Source organism: Ruegeria profundi (assembly GCF_049800715.1).
In the GTDB taxonomy this organism is placed as follows: Bacteria; Pseudomonadota; Alphaproteobacteria; order Rhodobacterales; family Rhodobacteraceae; genus Ruegeria; species Ruegeria profundi_A.
The window spans coordinates 58,273-79,760 of record NZ_JBNAFO010000016.1 but is presented as its reverse complement, the minus strand read 5'-3'; the positions used below and the strand labels follow the sequence as shown (position 1 = coordinate 79,760).

Annotated in this window: 18 protein-coding genes and 1 tRNA gene; 5 read left to right on the top strand and 14 right to left on the bottom strand. The window is 58.9% G+C overall.

What is annotated here, in order from left to right:
* Positions 1-59: 59 nt before the first annotated feature.
* On the top strand, positions 60-803 hold the full coding sequence (locus ACP15L_RS20495) for an alpha/beta fold hydrolase (RefSeq protein WP_425085591.1): 744 nt from the start codon (positions 60-62) through the stop codon (positions 801-803).
* A gap of 428 nt (positions 804-1,231) precedes the next feature.
* Here ACP15L_RS20495 and ACP15L_RS20490 read toward each other — a convergent pair whose 3' ends face one another.
* Positions 1,232-2,002 carry a TIGR01458 family HAD-type hydrolase gene (locus ACP15L_RS20490; protein WP_425085590.1) on the bottom strand — a complete coding sequence of 257 codons (771 nt, stop codon included), beginning with the start codon at positions 2,000-2,002 and terminating at the stop codon, positions 1,232-1,234.
* Between the two features lie 107 nt (positions 2,003-2,109).
* Here ACP15L_RS20490 and ACP15L_RS20485 point away from each other — a divergent pair.
* The 4 genes from ACP15L_RS20485 to ACP15L_RS20470 all read left to right on the top strand — a co-directional run bounded on the left by ACP15L_RS20485 (position 2,110) and on the right by ACP15L_RS20470 (position 7,121).
* Positions 2,110-2,183: transfer RNA gene (locus tag ACP15L_RS20485), tRNA-Gly, on the top strand.
* A 134-nt stretch (positions 2,184-2,317) separates the two neighbouring features.
* Positions 2,318-4,135, top strand: a complete 1,818-nt coding sequence (locus ACP15L_RS20480; protein ID WP_425085589.1) for an ABC transporter transmembrane domain-containing protein — start codon at positions 2,318-2,320, stop codon at positions 4,133-4,135.
* A 160-nt stretch (positions 4,136-4,295) separates the two neighbouring features.
* Entirely contained in the window at positions 4,296-6,185 is a 1,890-nt protein-coding gene (locus tag ACP15L_RS20475) for an acyl-CoA synthetase (protein ID WP_425085588.1), read from the top strand.
* A gap of 12 nt (positions 6,186-6,197) precedes the next feature.
* Positions 6,198-7,121: an alpha/beta hydrolase gene (locus ACP15L_RS20470; RefSeq protein WP_425085587.1), complete on the top strand. Its 924-nt coding sequence runs from the start codon at positions 6,198-6,200 to the stop codon at positions 7,119-7,121.
* 85 nt (positions 7,122-7,206) lie between these two features.
* Here the strand turns inward: ACP15L_RS20470 and ACP15L_RS20465 are convergent, their stop codons facing one another.
* From ACP15L_RS20465 to ACP15L_RS20405, 13 genes are all read right to left on the bottom strand, one after another.
* Positions 7,207-8,043, bottom strand: coding sequence for an alkaline phosphatase family protein (locus ACP15L_RS20465; RefSeq protein ID WP_170718933.1), 837 nt, complete (start codon positions 8,041-8,043; stop codon positions 7,207-7,209).
* 142 nt (positions 8,044-8,185) lie between these two features.
* Positions 8,186-9,826 (bottom strand): ABC transporter ATP-binding protein, encoded by a 1,641-nt coding sequence (locus ACP15L_RS20460; RefSeq protein ID WP_425085586.1) that lies wholly within the window; start codon positions 9,824-9,826, stop codon positions 8,186-8,188.
* The gene (locus ACP15L_RS20455; RefSeq protein ID WP_170375341.1) at positions 9,823-10,638 is read right to left on the bottom strand and encodes an ABC transporter permease; all 816 of its coding nucleotides are present in this window, start codon (positions 10,636-10,638) and stop codon (positions 9,823-9,825) included. The genes ACP15L_RS20460 and ACP15L_RS20455 overlap by 4 nt, the downstream gene beginning before the upstream one ends.
* Positions 10,638-11,594 carry an ABC transporter permease gene (locus ACP15L_RS20450; protein WP_170374804.1) on the bottom strand — a complete coding sequence of 319 codons (957 nt, stop codon included), beginning with the start codon at positions 11,592-11,594 and terminating at the stop codon, positions 10,638-10,640. Before ACP15L_RS20450 ends, ACP15L_RS20455 begins: the two co-directional genes overlap by 1 nt.
* Before the next feature lie 15 nt (positions 11,595-11,609).
* Positions 11,610-13,196 carry an ABC transporter substrate-binding protein gene (locus tag ACP15L_RS20445; protein ID WP_170691728.1) on the bottom strand — a complete coding sequence of 529 codons (1,587 nt, stop codon included), beginning with the start codon at positions 13,194-13,196 and terminating at the stop codon, positions 11,610-11,612.
* Between the two features lie 231 nt (positions 13,197-13,427).
* Positions 13,428-14,531 (bottom strand): DUF4147 domain-containing protein, encoded by a 1,104-nt coding sequence (locus ACP15L_RS20440; RefSeq protein WP_425085585.1) that lies wholly within the window; start codon positions 14,529-14,531, stop codon positions 13,428-13,430.
* Positions 14,531-14,968, bottom strand: a complete 438-nt coding sequence (dtd, locus tag ACP15L_RS20435) for a D-aminoacyl-tRNA deacylase (protein WP_425085584.1) — start codon at positions 14,966-14,968, stop codon at positions 14,531-14,533. The genes ACP15L_RS20440 and dtd overlap by 1 nt, the downstream gene beginning before the upstream one ends.
* Positions 14,969-15,082: 114 nt before the next feature.
* The gene (locus ACP15L_RS20430) at positions 15,083-16,171 is read right to left on the bottom strand and encodes a TFIIB-type zinc finger domain-containing protein (protein WP_425085583.1); all 1,089 of its coding nucleotides are present in this window, start codon (positions 16,169-16,171) and stop codon (positions 15,083-15,085) included.
* A gap of 18 nt (positions 16,172-16,189) precedes the next feature.
* Positions 16,190-17,338, bottom strand: coding sequence for an SPFH domain-containing protein (locus ACP15L_RS20425; protein WP_425085582.1), 1,149 nt, complete (start codon positions 17,336-17,338; stop codon positions 16,190-16,192).
* Positions 17,339-17,360: 22 nt separating this feature from the next.
* On the bottom strand, positions 17,361-18,317 hold the full coding sequence (locus ACP15L_RS20420) for a DUF2927 domain-containing protein (protein ID WP_425085581.1): 957 nt from the start codon (positions 18,315-18,317) through the stop codon (positions 17,361-17,363).
* A gap of 12 nt (positions 18,318-18,329) precedes the next feature.
* Positions 18,330-19,520 carry a toxic anion resistance protein gene (locus ACP15L_RS20415; protein WP_170374831.1) on the bottom strand — a complete coding sequence of 397 codons (1,191 nt, stop codon included), beginning with the start codon at positions 19,518-19,520 and terminating at the stop codon, positions 18,330-18,332.
* Positions 19,521-19,553: 33 nt separating this feature from the next.
* On the bottom strand, positions 19,554-20,468 hold the full coding sequence (locus ACP15L_RS20410) for a 5-bromo-4-chloroindolyl phosphate hydrolysis family protein (RefSeq protein ID WP_425085580.1): 915 nt from the start codon (positions 20,466-20,468) through the stop codon (positions 19,554-19,556).
* Positions 20,469-20,642: 174 nt separating this feature from the next.
* Positions 20,643-21,458, bottom strand: coding sequence for a pseudouridine synthase (locus tag ACP15L_RS20405; RefSeq protein WP_425085579.1), 816 nt, complete (start codon positions 21,456-21,458; stop codon positions 20,643-20,645).
* Positions 21,459-21,488 lie beyond the last annotated feature (30 nt).

Here is a 21,488-nt window from a genome sequence, read left to right as displayed (position 1 = left end):
AAAGTAGCTTGCACGTTGGAGCCCTGTTTTGCGCGTCCCGCAGAGTTTAGGAGATTGATATGTGTGCCGAACACTCAAGAAAACTCAAAGGGGTGCGTGACAATCGGCCGATCATTTTGTTCGTTGCCGGCTTCGGCGACAATGGAAGCATGTTTGACGGATTGACTGAGACACATCTTGCTTTCAGCCATCGTTTGTTGCCCATCAATCTTCCAGGATTTGGCGCTGCGCCTCTTGCTGAGGGAACAACACTCGAAGCCCTCGCGCAATACGTGTCAAATGAAGCAACAAAGTATGAGGCCGAAACTATCGTCGCCCATTCAGTTGCCTCGATCATAGCTTCCTTGGCCGCCCGCCGGGCAGACTGCCCTTTGACTAAAATCGTTTCTCTGGAAGGAAATATTACAGCCGCGGATGCCTATTTTTCCGGGACAGCGGCCGACTACGCTAGTCCGGCAGAGTTTCGCAAAGCGTTTCTAGGGCGGCTGGATGAAATGGCGAAGTCTGAACCGATCATAAGAAGATATCGCGACGAAGTCTCAAAGGCCGATCCTTTAGCGCTTTGGCAGCTCGGTATTGACGCCCGGAAGTTTTCATCAGATCACGTACCAGGTGAGGTTTTGCAACACGCAGCTAACGTTACATATTTGTACAATCCCGATAATTGTCCCGAAGACACCGTCCGTTGGCTAGAAGAAAACAACATGAATCATGTCATCTTAGAAAACGCCACACATTGGCCGAGCGTTGACCAGCCTGAAGTACTCGCAGACAAAATCGCTGAGGCGCTTACAGAAATCTAGTGGAGTTGCAAATTAGAGTTTGATGAAAGTAGGGCCGCGAACCTCTGGGTTTGCAAAGTCTCGTTTCGAAGGTCTGCTACGGTCCTTCGGAGTGAAAATGCGGATGGCCGCACAGTCCGCATCCTGTGAATTCGCAGATGTCGAGAATTTGCATTTGCAGTGAATGAAAGCAAAGCGGGCCGCGCCCGCGGAAATTCTATACCGTGCTGAATGTCGGCTACGGGCCGTCCGCGGAGAACTTCAGTGTCCTCTTTTACCCCTGGCGGAACTTGCAGAAGCCCTAATTTTGCTCGACTGTTCTGACCCGCCGCGGGTCGTGTGCCAACCCAAGTTTGAAGTCAAAGCTTGTTCGGGCCGAAGTTTGCCGCACTGACCTTATTTGTTTGTGTGTGCCGGTTCCCATCGGTGCAATGCTCCTTCGGGCGCTTTCAATCGCGCCCTTCAGTGAAAAGTTCCACAGCGGCACGGACACCGTCTGCTATTGCAGTGGGTCGCGGTTTATAGCGCGCCTCGTCGCCAGTTTGGTATTTTCCGGTTCGAACCAGAAAGGCCGCGCCTAAACCCGCCCTCAAAGCACCCGCGATATCGCTTTCGGCATCATCGCCAATCATTGTTACCTCAGCAGGCTCCAGCCCCATGCTTTGCGCGGCAGAGTGGAAAAACGCTGGCGATGGTTTTCCAAACAGAAGAGCATTCGTTCCACTCGAATACTCAAGCGCCCGGACGAAAGCGCCGGCATCCAGACTCAATTCGCCGTCTGCGTCACGAAACACTCTGTTTGAGGCCAATGCAAGAAAGGGAGCACTGTCTTGGATCAGGCGAAAGGCTGCGTTCAATCGTTCATACGTAAAATAGCGGCCGGCATCTCCAACCACTACCGCTTTGGGGCCAGATTTCGAGCACTTTGCAAAATCCTCTTCCAGATCCGGATGGATCAGAAGATGTGGCGCAAGACCGTTTTCCTCTAGCCAGGCACAAGCTGCCGCAGCGGGTGTCAGTATTTCTTCGGGATCTGCGTCTATTCCGAAGCCTTGTAGCTTATCCAGAATAACACGCTTCGGTCGTCGGGTTGAATTCGTTAGAAAGCGAACCGGAAGTCCTGTGTCGCGAATGGTTGAAACCGCCTCCGCAGCACCCGCCAATGGCTTGTCGCCCTGATACAGAACACCTGCGATATCAAAGAGAACGCCTTTGCTCACACCTTCCTCACAAACTACGAAAAACTCTTTCTTTCGGGTCAATTTGCCCAAGTGATGGTTCGCTCTTGACGCCCACTTAGCCATCACATAGGAAGGCGAAACATTGAGCGGGTATAGCTTAATGGTAAAGCCCCTGCCTTCCAAGCAGGCTATGTCGGTTCGATTCCGTCTACCCGCTCCAACTCAGCCCTACATCTCTGCGTCAAATGGCCCGGTCCTCAGGGCATTTTGCGCGCGGCCTTGACCCTGCGGGCCAGTACCGCCAAGAAACAGCAACTCAGCATCGAAGACACAGTGAAGACACAAGGGCCGCACATGGCGAGACAGATAGCCAGCACGACCACCGCATCCGCGCCGGGCGCCAGCGAAGAAAGAGCAGGCTCGAAAAAGCTGGGCGTCTTGACATCGCTTTGGCCGTTCATGAAGCCGTATCGCCTGTTGATGCTAGGAGCGACACTGGCGCTGGTCCTGACGGCTGGTATGACGCTGACCTTGCCCTTGGCCGTGCGTCGCGTGGTGGACAACTTCCGCATTCAGGACGGAGAGCTGCTGGACTGGTATTTCCTGGCCGCGCTGGGTATCGCCGGTATTCTCGCCGTGGGCACCGGCATCCGCTACGCGCTTGTCACCCGTCTGGGGGAACGCGTGGTCGCCGATATTCGAAAGGCCGTCTTTGACCGCGTCATCGGTATGAGCCCCGAGTTCTACGAACGCATCATGACCGGAGAGGTCCTGAGCCGGATCACCACCGACACGACGCTGATTCAATCGGTGATCGGGTCATCTGTCTCGATTGCCCTGCGCAACCTGCTGATGTTTGTCGGAGGGTTGGTGCTGATGCTGTTAACCTCGGCCAAGCTGACAGCGCTGGTTTTGCTGCTGATCCCGGTCGTTGTGGTGCCTATCCTGGTGTTGGGCCGCAGGCTCCGCGCCATAAGCCGCGAGAATCAGGACTGGATCGCGGCCTCTTCAGGCAACGCGGGAGAAGCGCTGGGCGCGGTACAGACCGTGCAGGCCTTTACCCACGAACGTGCAAGCCGCCAGCAGTTCGGCGATATGACTGAGACCTCGTATGTCGTGTCGCTACGGCGTATCCAGACGCGGGCCATTCTGACGGTCATCGTGATCTTTCTGGTCTTCTCAGGCATCGTTGGAGTGCTGTGGATGGGGGCCAACGACGTGCGCAACGGGGTGATGACCGAAGGGGTTCTGATCCAATTCGTCATCTACTCGGTCATCATGGCAGGCTCTGTCGCTGCCTTGTCCGAGATCTGGAGCGAACTTCAGCGTGCCGCAGGGGCTACTGAACGGTTGGTTGAGCTGTTGAATGCCGAAGACACGGTGATCGACCCGGGCCAGGCAAAACCGTTGCCGCAACCGGTGCGCGGAGAGATCAGGTTCGAAGAGGTCACCTTCCGCTATCCTGCGCGGCCCGATGTGGTGGCGCTGGACAAGCTCAGCCTGCAGGTTAATCCCGGCGAGACGGTTGCCTTCGTTGGCCCCTCGGGCGCGGGAAAAACAACGGTGGTTCAGTTGCTTCAGCGGTTCTACGACCCGAACTCGGGGCGCGTGATGCTGGATGGGATGGATCTGCAAAACCTGAACCGGGCAGATTTCCGCCAGCATATGGCGCTGGTCCCGCAGGATCCGGTGATTTTTGCCGCCTCGGCCCGTGACAATATCCGCTTTGGTCGCCTGGATGCTTCGGACGCTGAGGTCGAGGCCGCCGCGCGTGCTGCTGCCGCGCATGACTTCATCGCGGCACTGCCCGAAGGCTATGACAGTTTCGTTGGCGAACGGGGTGTAATGCTGTCCGGCGGGCAGAAACAGCGGATCGCAATTGCACGCGCCATTTTGCGGGATGCGCCTGTTCTGTTGCTGGACGAGGCGACCTCGGCGCTGGATGCGGAAAGCGAGCGGGCCGTGCAGGGCGCGGTGGATCAGATGCGTGCCGGACGCACGACCCTGATCGTAGCGCACCGGCTGGCTACCGTTAAAAAGGCAGATCGCATCGTGGTGCTGGAAGCCGGTCGCATCGTCGCCCAAGGCAAGCATGATGATCTGGTGGCGCAAGGGGGGCTTTACGCTCGTTTGGCCCGTCTTCAGTTCACTGACGGCGTCGCCGCGGAATAAAGTGACGCTCCGGCAATCGCCGTTTCGCCGTAGCGTCATTCTACATTTTCAACTTTTCCCTCGCTAAGCCCTTGCTTGCGCCGCCAAGGTTGTGATCCCATCTGAGGTAAGATCACTCCGCGTGTGGCGCGCGGGAGAATAAAACACGGGGAGGAGCCACATGGCCTTTGTTGGCAAGGAAGACAAAGCGCGTATTGAACAGGAAATGGCATGGGAGGACCGCGACCTGCCGGTGACGTTCCACCGGCTGCTATCGCGCACGGCGGAGAAATTTCCAAACCACAACGCGGTCAGTTTTCAGCTGTTTTCAGGTCCGAATGACAAGGCCGAGACACTGACATGGTCCAACCTACTGGGGCAGGTCAATCAGGCGGCCAACCTGTTCCGTTCGCTCGGGATCGGCGAAAGTGACGTGGTGGCCTATATCCTGCCAAATTGTAACGAGACGCTGGTGACCCTGATGGGCGGAGCAGTCGCTGGCATCGTGAACCCGATCAACCCGCTGCTCGAGCCGGAACAGATCGCCGCCATCCTGCGCGAGACAGGTGCCAAGGTTGTCGTCACGCTCAAGTCCTTCCCGAAAACGGATGTGGCGCAGAAGGTGGAAGAGGCCGTGCGCCATGCGCCCAAGGTCAACACCGTTCTCGAGATTGACCTGAACCGCTATCTGACGCCGCCGAAGTCCTGGATCGTTCCCTTCCTGCGGCCGAAAATGGGCGACAAGGCAAAGCTCGCGCATGCGGACTATAAGAACTTCAATCAGGAATTGGCCAAACAGCCCACGACCCTGACCTTCGCAGACAGCACCGAGGACCGGGTGGCCTGCTACTTCCACACAGGCGGCACGACCGGCATGCCGAAGGTGGCGCAGCACAAATACTCGGGCCTGATCTACAATGGCTGGCTGGGCAATACGCTGTTGTTTGACGAAAACGACGTCATCATGTGCCCGCTGCCGATGTTTCACGTCTTCGCCGTGCATGTGATCTGGATGGCGGCCGTGTCCTCGGGCGCGCATGTAATTTTCCCGACACCTCAGGGATATCGTGGCGATGGCGTGTTCGACAATTTCTGGAAGCTGATCGAACGTTGGAAGGTCAGTTTCATCATCACCGTGCCCACCGCGATCTCGGCCAAGATGCAACGACCCGTGGATGCTGATATTTCCTCGGTAAAAACGGCGTTTTCCGGCTCAGCTCCGCTACCGGTCGAACTTTTCCGGCGGTTCGAAGAGGCAACAGGTGTGACCATCGTCGAAGGCTACGGCTTGACCGAGGCCACTTGCCTTGTCTCGTGCAACCCGGTGGATGGTGAGAAAAAGATCGGCTCGATCGGGATTCCCTTCCCCTACACCGATGTCAAAATCCTGCAGGATAGCCCGGACGGTCCAAAGGAATGCGCGGTGGATGAGATCGGCGAAATCTGCGTTTCAAACCCCGGTGTCTTTGCAGGCAATACCTACACCGAGACGGAAAAGAACGAGAACCTATACCACTACGAAAAGTATCTGCGCACAGGCGATCTGGGGCGCTTTGATGAGGACGGGTACCTCTGGATTACTGGCCGTGCCAAGGACCTGATCATTCGTGGCGGCCACAATATTGACCCTGCCGAGATCGAAGAGGCCCTGCTGGGGCATGAGGCGGTGGCTTTTGCCGGTGCCATTGGTCAGCCCGACGCCCATTCCGGTGAGGTGCCCTGTGCCTTTGTTGAACTGGTCGATGGGGCCTCGGTCACCGAAGAGGCGTTGATGGAGTTCTGTAAGGTCCATGTCCATGAACGCGCGGCTCAGCCCAAGCACATGACAATCCTGACCGAATTGCCCAAGACCGCAGTTGGTAAGGTGTTCAAACCTGATCTGCGCAAGCACGCGATCACCCGGATCTACAATGGCGCGCTTGAGCAAGCGGGCGTTGATGCCCGTGTCGTCTCGGTCATCGACGACAAGAAGCGTGGCCTTGTCGCGCAGCTTGACGCGAACGGCACATCCGAGGACGATGTCAGCAAAGTGCTGGGCGCGTACACCCGGCCGTGGGAGTGGGCAGCCTAACCGGGAGGGAACATGGATTATGAACGTCTGATTGATGAGGAAACTTGGGCGTTCATAAGACGCACGGCGGAAAGCTATCCTGACGATGCGGTGGGTCTTTCGATTGAAGACCAGCGCAAGGTTTATGACGCGATGTGTCAGGACTTTCGCCAGCCGCGACCCGAAGGGGTGAAAGTGCAGGACCTGTCCGCCAATGGCGTGCCGGTCCGCCTTTATACCGCAGGGCAACCGACACGAACCGTCGTCTATTTCCATGGCGGCGGTTTCGTCGTTGGGGGGCTGGATAGCCACGATGATGTCTGCGCCGAGATTTGCGCACAGACCGGATATCGGATTGTCGCCGTCGACTATCGCTTGTGTCCCGAATACGTGCATCCGGCCCAGTTTCAGGATTGTTGGACCGCTACAAACTGGGCAGCGGAAGAGTTCGGCGACCCGATGATCCTGGCTGGTGACAGCGCAGGGGGCAATCTGGCCGCATCTGTTGCTCACCACGCGCGGGGTCGGCTAGAGAACATCTTGGGGCAGGTCCTGATCTACCCCGGGCTGGGCGGTGATACGTCCAAAGGCTCGTATATCGAACACGCGCATGCGCCGTTGCTGACGCTTCAGGATATTAAGTTCTACGAAACCGTCAGATGCGGAGGGCCAGCCCCGAGCGGTGATCCAACCTTTGCCCCGCTTCAGGATACCGACTTCTCGAACTTGCCACCGACCGTTGTCATCACCGCCGATTGCGACCCTCTCAGGGATGATGGATCAGATTATTGCGCTGCGATCCAATCCGCCGGAGGACGGGCAGAATGGATCAACGAACCCGGCCTCGTCCATGGCTATCTGCGCGCCCGAACCTCGGTCAAGCGCGCGGCAGATAGTTTTGAACGGATTTCCATCGCCATTGAGGCGCTGGGGCAGGGGATCTGGTCCTACGACTAACCCATTTCGGGTCCAGTATAGAAAAGGAATGCCCTGCCAAGTTCAGGACATTCCTGCCGCCGTATGTGGCAGCGAAGTGCTTTGATCAGCTCAGGAAGGGCTTGGCCTTCATCGTGTCCGCAAGTGGCGCGCCCATACGGGTCAGGATGGTAGGGGCAAGCTGTAGCTGGTCGATCACGGTATCGGCCTCTGGGCCTTCTGCATCGCCAAAGTAGTAGAGCGCGGTTTCCTGTTGCAACGGGCTGCGCCCGCCGTGGTGACCGCGTTCGTCCTGCCCGTGATCGGCGGTGACGATGACCTCATAGCCCAGCTTGCGCCAGTTCGGAATGAAGGGGGCCAGCATCTCATCCATCACGAAACAGGCGTGGTCCATTTCCTCGCAATCGTGGAAGAAGCGATGGCCCATGCTGTCCAAGGTGCACGTGTGCAGGATGCCGTAGTCCAACCCGTGGCGCAGGCACAGGTTCGTCAGCGTGGCAAACAGATCGACATCGCAGGGCGTCATCTGGTTGGCCTTGCCATAGCCGGTCATGCTGTGGAACCGGCCATGGTTGATGGTTTGGCTCTCGTGCTCGTCGTATTCCACGTCGCGCACATAGTCGAACGGATGGCGGTTGAAGAACTGCGACCAATAGCTGTGGGTGACGGCTCCGGTCACGCCTCCGGCCTCGCGGACCTGGCTGAACACGTCCTTGTGGCTTAGGCGGAAGACATTGCCGTTGCCGGTGCAGCCATGTTCCTGCGGGGTTACGCCCGTGTGGATCGAAGCATAGCAACTGGCCGAGGTCGACGGCAGGACCGAGCGGAGTTTCCACACGCGGGCCTCGCCACTATCGACCCAGCCTTCGAGATTGCCGAACAACCGGCGGAAGTTGCGCCACGGGACGCCGTCCAAAATGATGAGGAGGAGTTTGCGGTCCATATTTTGACCCTTTTCGAGAGTGTTTCCGGCGACCCTAAAAGATTCGTTGCACTTGGGCTGCCTATTCCCGCCCCGAATAGCAAAATCCCGACACCTGTTTGTGACACGTGCCGGGATTTCATAGCGTTGGTTGGGGCAAGGGTCAGTTCCCTGCCGCCTCCATCTTGCGGTTGGCAACGACTTTTTCCAGCCAGCCAAGTTCCATCTCGGGGACCGAGCTGAGCAGCAGGTCAGTATAGTCGTCGAATGGCGGACTAAGCACCTGAGACTTCGAGCCATAGCGCGCGACGCGACCCTGATACATAACCGCGATGCTGTCGCTGATTGCGCGGACCGTCGCCAGATCATGGGTGATGAACAGGTATGCCACATCCTCGATCTTCTGCAGATCCAGCAGCAGCTTCAGGATGCCGTCAGCCACAAGGGGATCAAGGGCCGAGGTGACTTCATCACAGATGATCATCTTTGGCTTGGCCGCCAGTGACCGCGCGATGCAGACACGTTGTTTCTGACCACCAGACAGTTCTGCCGGATAGCGATCGATGAACTTTTCGCCCAGTTCGATCTCATCCAGCAGCTCGACGACGCGTTTGCGTTTCTCGGCCCCGCGCATGTTGAAGTAGAACTCCAACGGGCGGCCGATGATCGTACCGACGGTCTGACGCGGGTTCATCGCCGTGTCCGCCATCTGATAGATCATCTGCAGCTCACGCAGGTCTTCGCGCGTGCGGCCCTTCAGATCCGAACTCAGTTTGCGCCCGTTGAAGGTGATCTCACCCTCACGTGCAGGCAGCAGGCCGGTGATGACACGCGCCAACGTGGACTTGCCCGACCCGGATTCGCCCACGACCGCCAAAGTCTGCCCCGGATGAAGCTCTACGTTGACGTTGTGCAGAACATCGAAGTTCAGACCCTTGTAGCGTGCGGTAATACCGTCGACCTGAAGAACCGGCTCCGCAGTCGGATTTTTCTCTTCATGTTCGATAGACCGGACCGAGACCAGAGCCTTGGTATAGTCTTCCTGCGGGTTGTTGATGATCTGATCGGTATTGCCGTACTCGACCGTGTCGCCCATCCGCAGAACCATGATGTCGTCGCTGACCTGCGCCACAACCGCAAGGTCGTGGGTGATGTAGAGCGCGGCGACGCCGGTATCTGCAATGGCTTCTTTGATCGCCATCAGAACGTCGATCTGGGTGGTTACATCCAAGGCTGTGGTGGGTTCGTCGAACACCACCAGATCAGGCTCAGGGCACAAGGCCAGCGCGGTCATGCAGCGTTGCAACTGACCACCGGAAACCTGGTGCGGATAGCGACTGCCGATATTGTCCGGATCTGGCAGGCCCAGCTTGGCGAAGAGTTCACGCGCACGGGCCTCGGCCTGTTTGCGGGTGAATTTCTTCTGCTCGACCGCCGCTTCGACAACCTGATCCATGATCCTTTTGGCAGGGTTGAACGACGCGGCAGCGGATTGGGACACATAGGTGACCTCACCCCCACGCAGCTTGCGGATATCCCCGTGAGATGTCTTGAGGATATCGCGCCCGTTTACCCAGACCTCGCCGCCGGTGATCTTCACGCCACCCCGGCCATAGGCCATTGAGGCCAGGCCGATGGTGGATTTACCGGCACCGGATTCGCCGATTAGCCCCAGTACCTTGCCGCGTTCAAGGTCAAAGCTGACCCCATGCACGATTTCGATGTCATGGGGCTTTTCGCCCGGCGGATAGACGGTCGCGCCGATCTTGAGGTCGCGGACCTTGAGAAGGATATCGTCGCTCATCCCCGGCCTCCTTTCAGCGATGTGGTGCGGTTCAGAACCCAGTCAGCCACAAGGTTGACCGAGATGGCCAGCGTCGCGATGGCGACGGCGGGCCACAGCGCAGCACCGATGCCATAGACGATACCGTCCTTGTTTTCCTTCACGATGCCGCCCCAGTCCGCCAGCGGCGGCTGCACGCCCAGGCCCAGGAAGGACAGGGTCGAGATGAACAGAACCATGAAGATGAAACGCAGACCGAACTCGGCCACCAGAGGCGACAGAGCGTTGGGCAGGATTTCCCGGAAGATAACCCATGCGCGCCCTTCACCGCGCAGTTTCGCGGCTTCAACGTAATCCATCACGTTGATGTCGACCGCGACCGAGCGCGACAGTCGATAGGGGCGGGTTGCGTCCAGCAGGCCCATCACAAGGATCAGGATCGGAACGGTCACCGGAACGATGGCCAGTATAACCAGCGCCAGGATGAGGGTCGGGATCGACATGATCAGGTCAACAGTCCGGCTGAGTGCCTGATCCGCCCATCCGCCCAGAACGGCGGCCAGCAAACCCAGAGATGTACCGGTCAGAAAGCTGAGCAAGGTGGCTGCGGCGGCGATGAAGATCGTCGTGCGCCCGCCATAGATCATGCGGGTCAGTAGGTCCCGCCCGATATTGTCCGTACCCAGCAGATGCTCGGCGCTGGCAGGCTCCCACACATCGCCGACAACTTCTGCCATTCCGTAGGGCGCAATTAGAGGGGCCGCGATGGCCACAAAGAAATAGGCGCCAGTGAACAAGAGGCCAATCAGTGCCGAAAGAGGAATATTCTTTATCATTTCGGGTGCCTCAGTCTTGGGTTGGCAAGGATCGACACGATATCGGCAACCATATTCAGGCCGATATAGACGGCCGCGAATACGACGCCACAGGCCAACACGACGGGCACGTCACGTTTGGTCACCGCATCCACCAGATACTGCCCCATGCCGGGATAGACGAATACAACCTCGACCACGACGACGCCGACAACCAGATAGGCCAGGTTCAGCATCACAACGTTCACGATCGGGGAAATCGCATTGGGGAATGCATGGCGTGCAATCACCTGAAAGGTGCTCAGGCCCTTTAGCTCGGCGGTTTCGATATAGGCCGATTGCATGAGGTTCAGAATGGCCGCGCGGGTCATGCGCATCATTTGCGCCAGAACCACCAGCGTCAGAACGAAAGCCGGCAGGGCAATTGCATTTAGCTTCTGTCCGAAGGTCATTGAATCGTTGATCATCGCCAAGGATGAGAACCAGCCCAGTTTGACCGAGATAAAGTAGATCACAACGTAGCCGATCAAAAACTCGGGGATTGAAACTGTCGTCAGCGTGATCGCCGAGATCAGCTTGTCGGGCCAGCGATTGCGGAACCGAACTGCCAGAAGGCCAAGGAAGATCGCAAGCGGAACGGACACGATTGCAGCGACGCAAGCAAGGAACAGCGTATTGCCCAGGCGTTTTCCGATGCTCTCAGAGATATCAAGCTTATTGGTGAGGGATTGCCCCAGATCGCCTTGCGCGATGCCACCCAACCACTCGAAATAGCGAGTTAGGGCAGGGCGATTCAGGCCCATCTCTTCTCGTAGGTTGGCAAGGGCCTCAGGGGTTGCGGACTGCCCCAGGACGGCTTGCGCGGCGTCTCCGGGAAGGGCTTCGGTCAGGCCAAAAATCAGAGCCGAAGCGCCGAGCAGCAATAGGAGTCCCAGCGCAAGGCGCTGGGAAACCAGTTTGATGATAGGATGCATTATCCGTTGCCCGAGTTACACGAACCACATCTTGCGCGAGATGTTGCCGTTCATCATCTCTTGCGTCGGATCAGATTCCCAACCGTCCAGCTGGTTGCTGATGCCTTCGACAAAGTCGTTGAACATCGGGCAAATCAGTCCGCCTTCGTTGCGAACCATCTGGCCCATCTGGCTGTAGATACCCTTGCGTTTCTCGGCGTCCAGTTCGGCGCGCGCTGCGAACAGCAAGTCGTCGAAGGCCTGAACCTTGAAGCGCGTGTCGTTCCAGTCTGCGCTCGACAGATACGCGGTCGAATACATCTGGTCCTGGACCGGACGACCACCCCAGTACGAGGCACAGAACGGCTGAACGTTCCAAACTTCCGACCAGTAGCCATCATTGGGTTCGCGTTTGATTTCCAGCGGAATACCTGCCTGAGCAGCGGTTTGCTGGAACAGCGCCGCCGCATCCACAGCACCTGGGAAGGCGCCATCTGCAACACGCAGAATGATCGGCGATCCATCGTGACCGGATTTCTTGTAGTGCTCGGCTGCTTTTTCCACGCTGAACTCACGCTGTTCGATTGTCTCATCAAACAGGGGGTAGGCCGCGTTGATCGGCATGTCGTTCCCGATCGAGCCATAGCCACGCAGAACTTTGTCCACCAGATCAGCGCGGTTGATGGCGTATTTCAGAGCCGTGCGCAGTTCGTTGTTGTCGAACGGAGCCGTGTCACAATGCATGATGAACACATAGTGGCCACGACCGGCGGTCGAATGAACCGTTAGGTTCGGCGCGCGGCCCAGCAGGTCGGCAACTTTGGGCTCGACGCGGTTTACTGCGTGAACCTGACCCGATTGCAGCGCGGCTGTCCGGGCGGTTGCGTCGTTGATGACAACCACTTCGACGCTGTCGAAGTTGCCGAAATCGCTGTTCCAGTGGTTTTCGTTCTTGGTGAAAAGGTGACGGACGCCGGGCTCATCAACTTCCAGCTTGTAGGGACCTGTGCCGATACCGGCTGCCGGGTTCTCCATACCGCCATCCGGCTGAATGATCAGGTGATAGTCGGCCATCAGATAGGGAAGGTCGGCGTTGGGTTCGGACAGTGTGACCTGGAAGTTGTCGCCATCGGCCTTCATCGACTCGATGCCCTTCATGATGCCCAAAGCACCGGACTTGGAGTCTTCGTTTGAATGGCGCTGCATGGTTTTCAGCACGTCTTCGCTGGTCATGGTCTTGCCGTTGTGGAACTCGACCCCCTGACGCAGCTTGAAAGTCCAGACCTTGGCATCCGCACTGCCTTCGACGCTTTCGGCAAGGCGTGGTTCGATCGTGCCGTCGGGTGCAACTTCGACCAGTTGGTCGCCGAACTGTTTGCCGTTCTGGAACGGGACCGAGCTTGCATAGGTCGCCGGGTCCAGCGAGTTGGTCGATTCGCCGCCCTGCAAGCCGAATTTCAGATCGCCACCCTTTTTCGGGCCGGCCGCACGGGCCGCGTCGGCAAACATCGTGCTGGCCATGGCTGCCGAAACGCCAAGAGCGGCGGCTTTGCCCATGAACTCGCGACGGGTCAGTTTGCCTGCCGTCACCTGTTTGGACATGTGAGTGAGTTGTTCGTTCATTCAGAAGCTCCCAGTTGGTTGTGTTCGCCCGTTTTCGGGCTTTTTATTGACGCGTGAGTCAAAGTTGACGCATTTCAGCGGGTCGGGCAAGTGGAATTCCGTGTCGCAAATGTGCCTTGCCTGACAATACCGTGTTTATCAAAGCCGTCATAGCGCCCTGTCTTTGCGTCCTCCGCTATGTCGAAAATGATCTATTGGTTGCCTAGGTCGGTATCGGGAAAATACGTCATTCTAATCCCGAATTGCGACAATCAGGTCCATGACATTGGTTCCTGTCGGCCCGGTCACCAGCAAAGCGCCTGCGTTTTCCAGGAAGGCCCCACTATCGGCGGCAGCCAGCGCCTCGTCCGCGCCTTTGGCCCAAGTGGCGCCAGAAACAACCCCGCCTGCTGCGTTGGTTGGGCCATCCGTTCCGTCGGTTCCTCCGACCACGACCGTGATATCTTCAAGGCCGGAAATCTCGTGCGCCAGTGCCAGTGCCAAAGCCTGATTGCGCCCACCCTGTCCGGGGTTTGGGGGCAGCACAACAGTCGGCTCGCCGCCGAAAACCATGACGCCTGATCCCATCTGCCGCAGCTTCTCACCGATTGCGGTGGCGACGGCCTGATAGTCGTCATGCAGGGCCTCTTCATTGGCCAACACCGACAGACCCGCATCCTCGGCCGCTTCGGCGGCTGCCGCACGAGCATGGGCGTTCGAGGCAATGATCTGCGCTTCGGCCTCGTAAGAAACCTGTTCAGGCAGCGCACCGATGCCCGAGCCGATGACGTTCAGGTCATCCCCCGGCACGTCCGAGATCGCCAGAACCGTGACCTTTCGGCCTTTGAGCCGGGACAGCAATCCTCCGCCTTTGACCTGCGAAATCTTGCGTCGTTCCGAATTCATCGCCCCGATATCAAGTCCCTCGGACAGGAGCTTTTTGTTCAACGCCTCCAGATCCTCAAGCGTTTTGCCACCTATCAAGTCTTCGGCCAGCGAGGACGCGCCGCCCGACACCAACAGCAGCAAATGCGCCTCGGGCGGCATAGCCTCGACCGCGAGGCGCAGTGCCCTGCCGCCTGCAAGGCTGCGGCTGTCCGGGACGGGATGTGAGGCCTCGATTACCTCAACGCCTTCTGGCAAATCCCGCCCGTGATCGTCCTTGGTGACCACCAGCGCAGGGATGTCTCCGAAATGATCCAATGCCGCTCGGGCCATCGCCGCCGCGGGTTTGCCAACTGCCAGAATCCGATCCGGTTTTGCAACATCGGAGAGTGCTTTGCGGGTCGCCGTGTATCCGTCTACCGCCGCGACTCCGGCTTGCCAGAGTGCGATTGCCTGTTCAGCGCGGGTCATCAATTCTCCATCCAGATTGTCACTGGCCCATCATTGACCAGCTCAACGGCCATGTCGGCCCCGAATTGCCCTGTCTCAACCGCGATTCCGCACGCGGCGAGGTTCTTGGCAAAACTTTCATAAAGGTGTTTCCCGACATCCGGCGCAGCGGCCTGCGAAAATCCGGGCCGGTTACCGCTGGCCGTATCCGCAGCAAGGGTAAACTGACTGACAACCAGGGCCGAGCCGCCAATGTCCACGACAGATCGGTTCATTTTACCGGCCTCATCCTTGAAGATCCGCAGCTTGGAGGTCTTCGCCGCCAGTTTCGAGGCGTTCTCTTCGCTGTCGCCCTGCATCGCGCAGACGAGAATCATCAGGCCCGGTCCCGATTGACCGACAACAGCGCCATCCACTGAGACTGACGCCCTTGATATCCTTTGTAAGACTGCGCGCATCGCTCTCCCCAAATCGCATGCGTTCAGCAGTCGGTTTAGCCGCCGGAGGCCCACTTGTCATCCAGCGTCTTGCACGTATTCGGGAAAACGCCTGCCTGTGTGATTTTGGTAGGCTTAACCTTGCGACGTCGCCATCACGTAGCCCACGCCCGCCGCCACAAGCAGGCCGAGGACCACCGCAATGGTTATCTTGATCGCAGACCACGGTCGTTCACCCTGTACCCGACCAGTGCGCCCGTTGACCACAAATCGATAGGTTTGCCCGCGATACTTATAGGCAGCCATCCAGATGGGCAGCAGGATATGCTTGAACGTCACATCGCGTACATCCGTGTCCACTGCGTGAATACGCTGCCGGTCGCCACCGATGTCAAAGCGCACGTCACGCTCGATCACGCGCGCCATATGCGCCCGCGCCTCGGAATACCCATCGGGTAACTCGACCGAATACGCCTCGGCCCGGAACCCAGCCAGGTATTGCGGCTGGTAGGGTTCAAGCGCGGGCAAATCCCAAGGCTCCAGCGCGTCGGTGTATTTCTTCGGCAGCGAGCGTGAGGCCAACACCAGAAGATCATCAAAGAACCGCGCGACGCGGCCGGATTTTGGGCTCCAGCGCACTTTGGCGACCTGTTGTTGCACCCGCTTGCCGTCGCGCATGACAGTACGCGTTTCGTAGTAAACGGTGCCACGCTCCCCGCGATAGCTGGATTTGGTGTCCGCGTCGAAGGTCCAGTAGGGCACATATATGCCCTGCATTTTTCGCCCCTTGCGCGCATAATCCTTCAGCCCGTTCGGCGCGAACCAAAGCCGGCCCAGCCAATCCCCCATCGCCTTATGGGCGGACCGTTCATCCAGCGCAAAAGGCAACACACCCTTGGGTTTGATATGCCTGTTGACGCCTGTATCCGTCACCACCGGAGTGGCACAGAACGGACATTCCGCTGCGTGTGTATTCGGGTCGAACTCGACCTGAGCGGCACAGTTCGGACAGGACAGAACCCGCGTTTCCTCAATCTCGCTGTCTGGAAGGCGGTCTGCGATGGCGGCATCAAAATCCAGCTCGCGTAGGCTCGCACCGCCCCAGGGGCCTGAGTCAATGGGTTCGGAGTGGCCGCAATGGTCGCAGGTCAATGTGCCATCGCCGGGATTGAACCGGTAATCCGCGCCGCACTGGTCGCAGGGAAAGCGGTGTTCTTCGGTCATCTGCCCGCCTGCTACCGCTTACGCACCCGGCGGGGGCGGAGGGAGGATCGTGAACAACTGCGCCAGTTCCTGCACCTCGCCTGCCTTCTTCCAGCCGTCCTGACCTGCGGTCCAGACATGTGTCTCGCGTGTCAGTTCCCCGTCCGAAGCCATACGCCCCATCTTGGCCTTCGAGAACGGTCCGCTGGTCTGACCGTCCACCGCGATATGCCATACGTGCTCAACGGGCGGAGGAGGCGGCGGTGCCGCATGCGCGGATGGTTGCGGGGCAGCGGGGGCGGGCGATCCCCACGGGCCGCTCGGTTGGCCCGCTGCCATGTTCGCCATCTGATTGGCCATCGCCATGCCCATTCCCATGCCAAGACCCGCGCCCATACCGCCGCCCTGACCGGGATTGTTGGCCGCAGCGGTCACCGCCTCGGCGGCGGAATACTGGGTGAATTTGCCCAGATCGCCCGCCAGCCCCATTGAGGTGCGCTTGTCCAACGCGGCCTCTACCGCAGGCGGAAGCGAGATGTTTTCGATGTAGAACTCAGGCATCTCCAGCCCATAGCCTTCCAACACGGGCGAGACTTCGGCTGCGATCAGTTTGCCCAGATCGGCGGTGTTCGCGGCCATGTCGAGAACCGGAATACCGGATCCGGCGATCACGCGGCTGAATTCCTGCACGATGATGTTGCGGACCTGAAAGCTGATCTCATCCATGGTGAATTCACCATCGGTTCCGACGATCTCGACAAGGAATTTTGCCGGGTCTTTCACCCGTACCGTATAGGTGCCATAGGCCCGAATGCGGGTTGGTCCGAATTCCGGATCGCGCAGCATGATCGGGTTCTTGGTGCCCCATTTCAGATCATTGAACCGCGTCGTGTTGACGAAATAGATCTCGGACTTGAACGGAGACTGAAAGCCGTGATCCCAGTGCTGCAACGTCGTCAGGATCGGCATGTTATTGGTCTCAAGCATATAGAGACCCGGTGTGAACACATCTGCCAATTGCCCTTCATGGACAAACACCGCCGCCTGACCTTCGCGCACGGTCAGCTTGGCACCATACTTGATCTCGTGCCCTTCGCGTTCGAACCGCCAGACCATGGTGTCTCGGGTGTCATCGACCCAGTGAATGACGTCGATAAATTCGCCGGTCAGAAAATCGAAAATTCCCATTTGGGTTCTCCTGTCTTTGGGGTCAGAGCGGCTGCCCCATCAATTCACGCGCAATGATCCGCACCACGGGGCGGGCCTGATCGACCGTCACTCCGGGCGAAAGACGCGGATCATAAAGCATTGTCAGTAGTTTCTCATCATGACTTGTCAGCAAAGCAAACTCGTCATCATCGTTGAAGATCGAAGGCCGCGCGGCAGGGCTGTCATTGGACAGGCCCAGCCCTTGCGCAATCTCTTCGTGAATGCAGCTGCGCCGCACCAGATCAGGCAGTTCCGACCGGATCAGCGTCACTGCACGCACGTATTTGTTCGGATCGTTGCGGGTGGCCGAAGCAAACACAAAACAGTCGAAACTCGCGCGCGGATTGGCGACCAGATCCAGTGAGGCTTGACTGATGTTGGGCACCAGTTCCTTGAGGCGCGTGACAACATAGGCGCTGTCATCTTTGCCAGCAAAGAACACATGAAAATTGGCTTTGCGACTGACGGTCGAGATCGGATGACCGGTCAGTTTGGCCAGCCTTGCGGCATAGGACTGCACCTGATCCGCGTCACTGGTGCGGGTTGCGGGCAGGACCGAGGGTCCGAACTCGGTCTGGATGCGAACTGGTCCTGACCAGCGGCTGAGTTGCCCATCCGTTTGCCGCGACCCGAGCGAGACAGTGTGATCAGGATATTCGCTGTAGAAAGCGATGGCCTCAAAGTTCCGGCTCAGGTCGTCGGCGTCATAAGGGGTGTCTGGTCCTCCGCCATCGGTGCGCAGCAGGCCGCGGGTCAGCAGGTCCCGCTCGATCCGCATATAGAACCGGGCGAGGTCCTGACTGGCCGCGGATGGCGTCACATAGGCGTTCGCCGCAGTCGGCGGGGCCGAAGGCCGCACCTGAGGAACGACCGAAGAGGTCAGCGCCTCTTCGCACCCCGCAAGCGCTAGAAGCCCCAGAACACCAAGGCCCGTTTTGAGACAGGTCAAAGGCCGCACGCCCAGCCCACCTTATCCCGGAACAGCCGTTCCGGCATTGTCGCCGGTCCCGTCACGCCGTGCCTTGGCGGCGGCCAGCGTGTCGCGCAATTCGGCCTCCATCTTCTGAAGCTCTTGCTCGGCGGCTGCACGTTTGGCTTTGCCTTCGTCCGCGATCGCCAGGCTTTCATTGATCGTGCCGATCAGGTCCGCGTTGGCCTGTTTGACGGCTTCGATGTCGAACACGCCACGCTCCATCTCTTCGCGGATCATCTTGTTCGACTCGCGTAGGTTGGCCGCGTTTGAGGTCAGTAGCTCGTTGGTCAGATCATTGGCGTCGCGCACGGCAGCGGCGGCTTCGGCGCTGCGCTGGATGGTGACGGCCTGCGCCAGCTGGGTTTCCCACAGCGGAACCGTGTTGACCAAGGTTGAGTTGATCTTCGTCACCAGAGATTTGTCGTTTTCCTGCACCAACCGGATCGAGGGCAGCGACTGCATCGTCACCTGCCGGGTCAGTTTCAGGTCATGCACCCGGCGTTCCAGATCGTCGCGTGCTGCGCGCATATCGCGAAGCTCCTGCGCTTTCATGACCTGCTGGTCTTCGGGCGCTGCCTGAACCTCGGCCTCTTTCTCGGGGATGTCGTGGCTGTCCAGCTCGGTCAGCTTTTCCTCGCCCGCAGCAATATAGAGCGCCAGCTCGTCATAGAACCCCAGCGTTTTTTCATAGAGCAGGTCCAGCGATTTGATGTCTTTCAGCAGCGTATGTTCATGAGACAACAAATCGTCGGTGATGCGGTCGATCTGCCCCTGCACCTCTTCGTATTGGGCGGTGAATTTGGCGAATGGAGCGGCGCGGCCCAGCAGTTTCTCCCACCAGCTGCGTTCGCGCCGCACGTCCAGCTCACTGACCGAGAACCCCCGGATCGTGGTGACGATGTTGCGCAGGCTGTCGCCTGCAGGGCCAACATCCTTATTGCGCACATCTGCAAGCATGGCTTGGCTGATCTCTTGCAATTCGGCCTGCGCGGACGAGCCGAAGGCGACGATCGAATTGGTGTTGCCCATGTCGATCTCATCCATGCGCTTGCGGATCTCGGCGCTGACGGGTTCGTCGGCCTCTTCAAGCGAGACGACCTCGGCCTGCGGTTCGGGCAGGGCCACCGCGGTGACCTCTTGCACAAGTGTTTCGGCCTCAACCGCTTTGTTCTTGATCTCGTCGGACATAGGGGAGTTCCTCGCTCAAATAAGAAGGGCCGGTCAGTCCAGCCGGACGCCTTCGCGCTGCAGTCTTTCACGCAGCACGTCGATTTCGACCGTCAAATCACTGCGGTCATCCAATAGCATTTTGCGCGTACGCGCGGCGAAATTCTGTTCCAGATCATTCAATAGGGCGGAGTAGTCGGCCAAGGCCTGCCCGTCGCGGGTGCGGGCATATACATCCGCGAACTTGACCGTCGCATCACGTGCGCCCTGTAGATAGACGGTCAGATACTTCCGTGCGCCCGCCAGATCGCGCGGATCTTCTTCGACCGTGCGGAACAGATCACGGGCGGTGTCCTGAAATCGCTCGACACGCGCCTCGATCCGGCGATCTCCGGCGCGTTTGATCGCATCCGTCATCTCGGCCAGATGCTTTTCGGCATCATCGACAACGCGAGCGACACGGTCCTGCTGGAACGTGTCGACGCCCTCCATCCCCTTGTTTTTCATGGGATCCAAGCCGAAGGACACGGAATGCAGGGTCGCGGCGGCGGCGCCGAACAGGATTGGGGCTACAAGGCTTGCTTGCGCCGCGGTCTCAGCGTCCAGAAACTCGGTCCGGTAGGACGCGAGCGCTGCCCCAAGCCCGGTCAGAACGCTGGCAAAGATCTTGCGAGGGAAGGCCGGGCGACGCGCGGTTTTGCGGGCGTTATAGGCGGCCTCGGCCCGCAACCCCTCGCGCAGCAAAAACGCGGCAGCGGTCAGAAGGCCAGCGGCAACAAGGCCCATGGTCATGCCAATAGCGCCATCGTTCAGCGACAAAAAGACCAGAGGGATGGCGGGAATGAACAGGATATTCGCCCGCGCGCCTGCTGGTTCAACCCGAGCATTGTCAAACTGGCCGCGCGGCAGCGGGCTGTCTGGCGAGTCCTCACCCTGAGGGCTGTATTTGCCACCGAACCGTTTGGCCATGGCTACAGACCCCCAAACAGGCCGGTGCAGACGCCAAATAGCAGCACCAGAAGGGCCGCATAGGCCAGTTTTTGCACTCCGCTCCCGGACATTCAGCCCCCCAAATAGCAGCACTCACAGAAAATTTAGGGGATACGAGGGCTTGGCGCTAGGGGGAAGGTTGTCAAACCCGCATCACTTGCGGGGTTTCTTGCCGATCGGAGGGCGTTTTCGCTGCGGTCGGGTCGCGCGTTTCGCTGTTCCTTCGGGTTTTTCATCCCCATCCAGACCCAGCTGATCGCGCATTACGCGGCGGCGGACCTCTTCAACCTCACCCGGTTTCAGGTCGCCCAGTTGGAACGGCCCGTAAGACACGCGCAGCAGGCGGTTCACGGTAAAACCGATATCCTCCATCGCGCGGCGGATCTCACGGTTTTTGCCTTCGCGCAGGCCGATGGTCAGCCAGGCATTTGCGCCCTGCTGACGATCAAGCGAGACGGTCATGGGCTGAAACCTTTCGCCTTCAATCACCAGACCTTTGCGCAGGGGGGCGAAATCTTCGTCCTTGGGGCGTCCGTTGACCCGCACGCGGTATTTGCGCAGCCAACCGGTTGATGGAAGCTCCAGCTTGCGTTTGATGCCGCCATCATTGGTCAGCAGCAACAGCCCTTCGGAATTCAGGTCCAACCGGCCAACGGACATGACCCGAGGCATGCCTTCGGGCAGTTCGTCAAAGATCGTCGCGCGGCCTTTTTCGTCCTTGGTCGTGGTCACCAGACCGGTCGGCTTGTGATACAGCCAAAGTCGCGAGGGTTCGGGTTCCGACACCGGTTTGCCGTCGACGGTGATCCTGTCTTTGCCGGTCACGTTAAGGGCAGGGCTTTTGATAGCCTTGCCGTTCACACTGACGCGGCCAGCTTCGATCATGCGTTCCGCCTCGCGCCGCGAGGCTACGCCAGCACGGGCCAGGACTTTGGCGATCCGGTCGCCGGGAGGAGGGGTGTTGCTCATGGCAGGGCCATACCCCATCCCGCCCGCTTG

What these genes read in the sequence shown, in the direction of transcription:
- ACP15L_RS20495 (WP_425085591.1), top strand. Translation starts at nt 60, where the DNA reads ATGTGTGCCGAACACTCAAGAAAACTCAAAGGGGTGCGTGACAATCGG.
- ACP15L_RS20480 (WP_425085589.1), top strand. Translation starts at nt 2,318, where the DNA reads ATGGCGAGACAGATAGCCAGCACGACCACCGCATCCGCGCCGGGCGCC.
- ACP15L_RS20475 (WP_425085588.1), top strand. Translation starts at nt 4,296, where the DNA reads ATGGCCTTTGTTGGCAAGGAAGACAAAGCGCGTATTGAACAGGAAATG.
- ACP15L_RS20470 (WP_425085587.1), top strand. Translation starts at nt 6,198, where the DNA reads ATGGATTATGAACGTCTGATTGATGAGGAAACTTGGGCGTTCATAAGA.
- ACP15L_RS20465 (WP_170718933.1), bottom strand. Translation starts at nt 8,043, where the DNA reads ATGGACCGCAAACTCCTCCTCATCATTTTGGACGGCGTCCCGTGGCGC.
- ACP15L_RS20460 (WP_425085586.1), bottom strand. Translation starts at nt 9,826, where the DNA reads ATGAGCGACGATATCCTTCTCAAGGTCCGCGACCTCAAGATCGGCGCG.
- ACP15L_RS20450 (WP_170374804.1), bottom strand. Translation starts at nt 11,594, where the DNA reads ATGCATCCTATCATCAAACTGGTTTCCCAGCGCCTTGCGCTGGGACTC.
- ACP15L_RS20445 (WP_170691728.1), bottom strand. Translation starts at nt 13,196, where the DNA reads ATGAACGAACAACTCACTCACATGTCCAAACAGGTGACGGCAGGCAAA.
- ACP15L_RS20440 (WP_425085585.1), bottom strand. Translation starts at nt 14,531, where the DNA reads ATGACCCGCGCTGAACAGGCAATCGCACTCTGGCAAGCCGGAGTCGCG.
- dtd (WP_425085584.1), bottom strand. Translation starts at nt 14,968, where the DNA reads ATGCGCGCAGTCTTACAAAGGATATCAAGGGCGTCAGTCTCAGTGGAT.
- ACP15L_RS20430 (WP_425085583.1), bottom strand. Translation starts at nt 16,171, where the DNA reads ATGACCGAAGAACACCGCTTTCCCTGCGACCAGTGCGGCGCGGATTAC.
- ACP15L_RS20425 (WP_425085582.1), bottom strand. Translation starts at nt 17,338, where the DNA reads ATGGGAATTTTCGATTTTCTGACCGGCGAATTTATCGACGTCATTCAC.
- ACP15L_RS20415 (WP_170374831.1), bottom strand. Translation starts at nt 19,520, where the DNA reads ATGTCCGACGAGATCAAGAACAAAGCGGTTGAGGCCGAAACACTTGTG.
- ACP15L_RS20410 (WP_425085580.1), bottom strand. Translation starts at nt 20,468, where the DNA reads ATGGCCAAACGGTTCGGTGGCAAATACAGCCCTCAGGGTGAGGACTCG.
- ACP15L_RS20405 (WP_425085579.1), bottom strand. Translation starts at nt 21,458, where the DNA reads ATGAGCAACACCCCTCCTCCCGGCGACCGGATCGCCAAAGTCCTGGCC.